Raw genomic sequence first — 1,728 nt, 5'->3', positions numbered from 1 at the left:
TCAGTCGGTCCTACGTTGGTGTGCGGGTTGATCAAGGCCAGTCGTAAGGTCTTGAGGCCCAGAGACACCGGGTATGGCTTTCAGTCGGTTGCCCTCGATGGTTCCGTTCACCTGGCCGCCCGGTGTCTCACGACGACTCGGCCGCTGATTAGCGCCTCTGTGTGTCAAGCCGCTGATGCAAGTTGGTCCCGCTGGTCTCGTTTCATGATCCTGTAGACGACGTTCGAGAGACGCCGTTTGAGGGCCCGGCGTGCCTCGGCGGATGTCTTCCCTTCGGAGATCTTGCGGAGGTAGTACTCCTGGCCGCGGCCGCCGTCGCGGATCTGGCAGATCGCGATGATGTGAAGGGCTGAGTTCAGCGCTCGGTTCCCGCCGGTGTTGAGGCGATGGCGTACGTTCTTCCCGCTGGATGCGTCCAGAGGAGCAGTGCCGGTATAGCTGGCGAAGTGGTGCTCAGTGGGGAATCGGGTGACGTCGCCGATGTGTCCCAGGACCTTGGCGGCGAGGACGGTCCCGAGCCCTGGCAGCGATGTCAATGTCGTCCGTGAGGCAGCGAGAGCATCACGCATCTGCGCTTCATTCTCCTTGACCTGGCGGTCGAGCCGGCGAAGGTCAGCCAGAAGATCACGAGCAATGTCGCGGCGGCAGTTGTCAGTCGCGGTGACCGGCCGAATCCCCTTCATCAAGGCTGCGGCCTTCTCTGCCGACAGCCGCGTGGGGGCGCCGCCGGGCATCAGGTCGCGCAGGACCGCGTGAAGGCGGTTAGTGATGCGAGTCCGCTCGTTGACCAGGTCGTTGTGCCGCTCGGTCAGCAGCCGCAGGATGGTGGACTGGTCCTCGGCCGTCACCTTGCGGAGGTCGGTGCGGAACAGTGCAACCTGAGCAATGTGGAGTGCGTCAGCAGGATCAGTCTTCCGGTCGCCTCCGGTGCCCAGAAGCCGCGCCCTGGCCGACAGGGTGGAGGGCACGTCGACGGCGTCCTCGCCGTTGGCTGCCAGCTGCTGGGCGAGGGTCCTCCCAAGGCCGCCGGCGCCCTCGACCGCGAACCTTCGTTCGGGCCACTGCTCGCACCAGCGCATCAGCTGCCCGAAGGTGCCAGCGTTGACAACGAACTTCCGCTGGCCGACCTTGTGGCCAGCGGCATCGATGGCGACAGCGGTGTGAGAGGACTTGTGAGGGTCGATCCCGATAGTGATCACGCGCATCCCGACCTGGAGCTCGAAGCGGCAGAAGTATGCGGTGGGCACCCTGACTTGAAGTTGCGGTCTCACACGTTCATGCCTCTGTCGAGCCACACCGCGCGGGTGCCGGACGGCGGCGGCACGCTAATCATGAGCCAGCCCGAAGGGCGGCAAGGAGCTATGCGAGCCAGTGCCGACCGGCACCCTGGACGCTACGGCTGCAGACCGGGCGTCTGGGGTCGATTCAACAAGTCAGGAGCTGCGAGCCCCCTGTGGTGCATCGCTGAGTAGGACCACGCTGGCGAGGTCGTTCGGGAGAACAGCGCACACCGACGAACCGGAGGAACCCGTGCCCCAGATCTGGGCGGGCGTGGACATCGGCAAGACCCATCACCACTGCGTGGTCCTGGACGGCGAGGGCAAGCGGCTGCTGTCGCGACGCGTGCTGAATGACGAGCCGGAACTGCTGACTCTGCTCGCCGATGTGCTGGCCATCGACGAGGACGCCGTGTGGGCGGTCGACGTCGCCGACGGCATGGCCACGTTG

At 65.5% G+C, this 1,728-nt stretch carries 2 protein-coding genes; one reads left to right on the top strand and one right to left on the bottom strand.

Going from position 1 to position 1,728, the window contains the following annotated elements; all coding sequences use genetic code 11:
• Positions 1-164: 164 nt before the first annotated feature.
• Positions 165-1,247 (bottom strand): IS110 family transposase, encoded by a 1,083-nt coding sequence (locus AB0915_RS39110; protein WP_366696160.1) that lies wholly within the window; start codon positions 1,245-1,247, stop codon positions 165-167.
• Between the two features lie 283 nt (positions 1,248-1,530).
• Between AB0915_RS39110 and AB0915_RS39105 the strand changes: the two genes are divergently transcribed.
• A partial coding sequence (locus tag AB0915_RS39105; RefSeq protein WP_366696158.1) for a transposase occupies positions 1,531-1,728 on the top strand: 198 nt, incomplete at its 3' end.

It is taken from the genome of Streptomyces sp. NPDC048411 (genome assembly GCF_040704695.1).
Taxonomy (GTDB): Bacteria; Actinomycetota; Actinomycetes; order Streptomycetales; family Streptomycetaceae; genus Streptomyces.
Note: the sequence above shows the minus strand (reverse complement) of the source record. Positions and strands in the feature narration are given on the sequence as shown.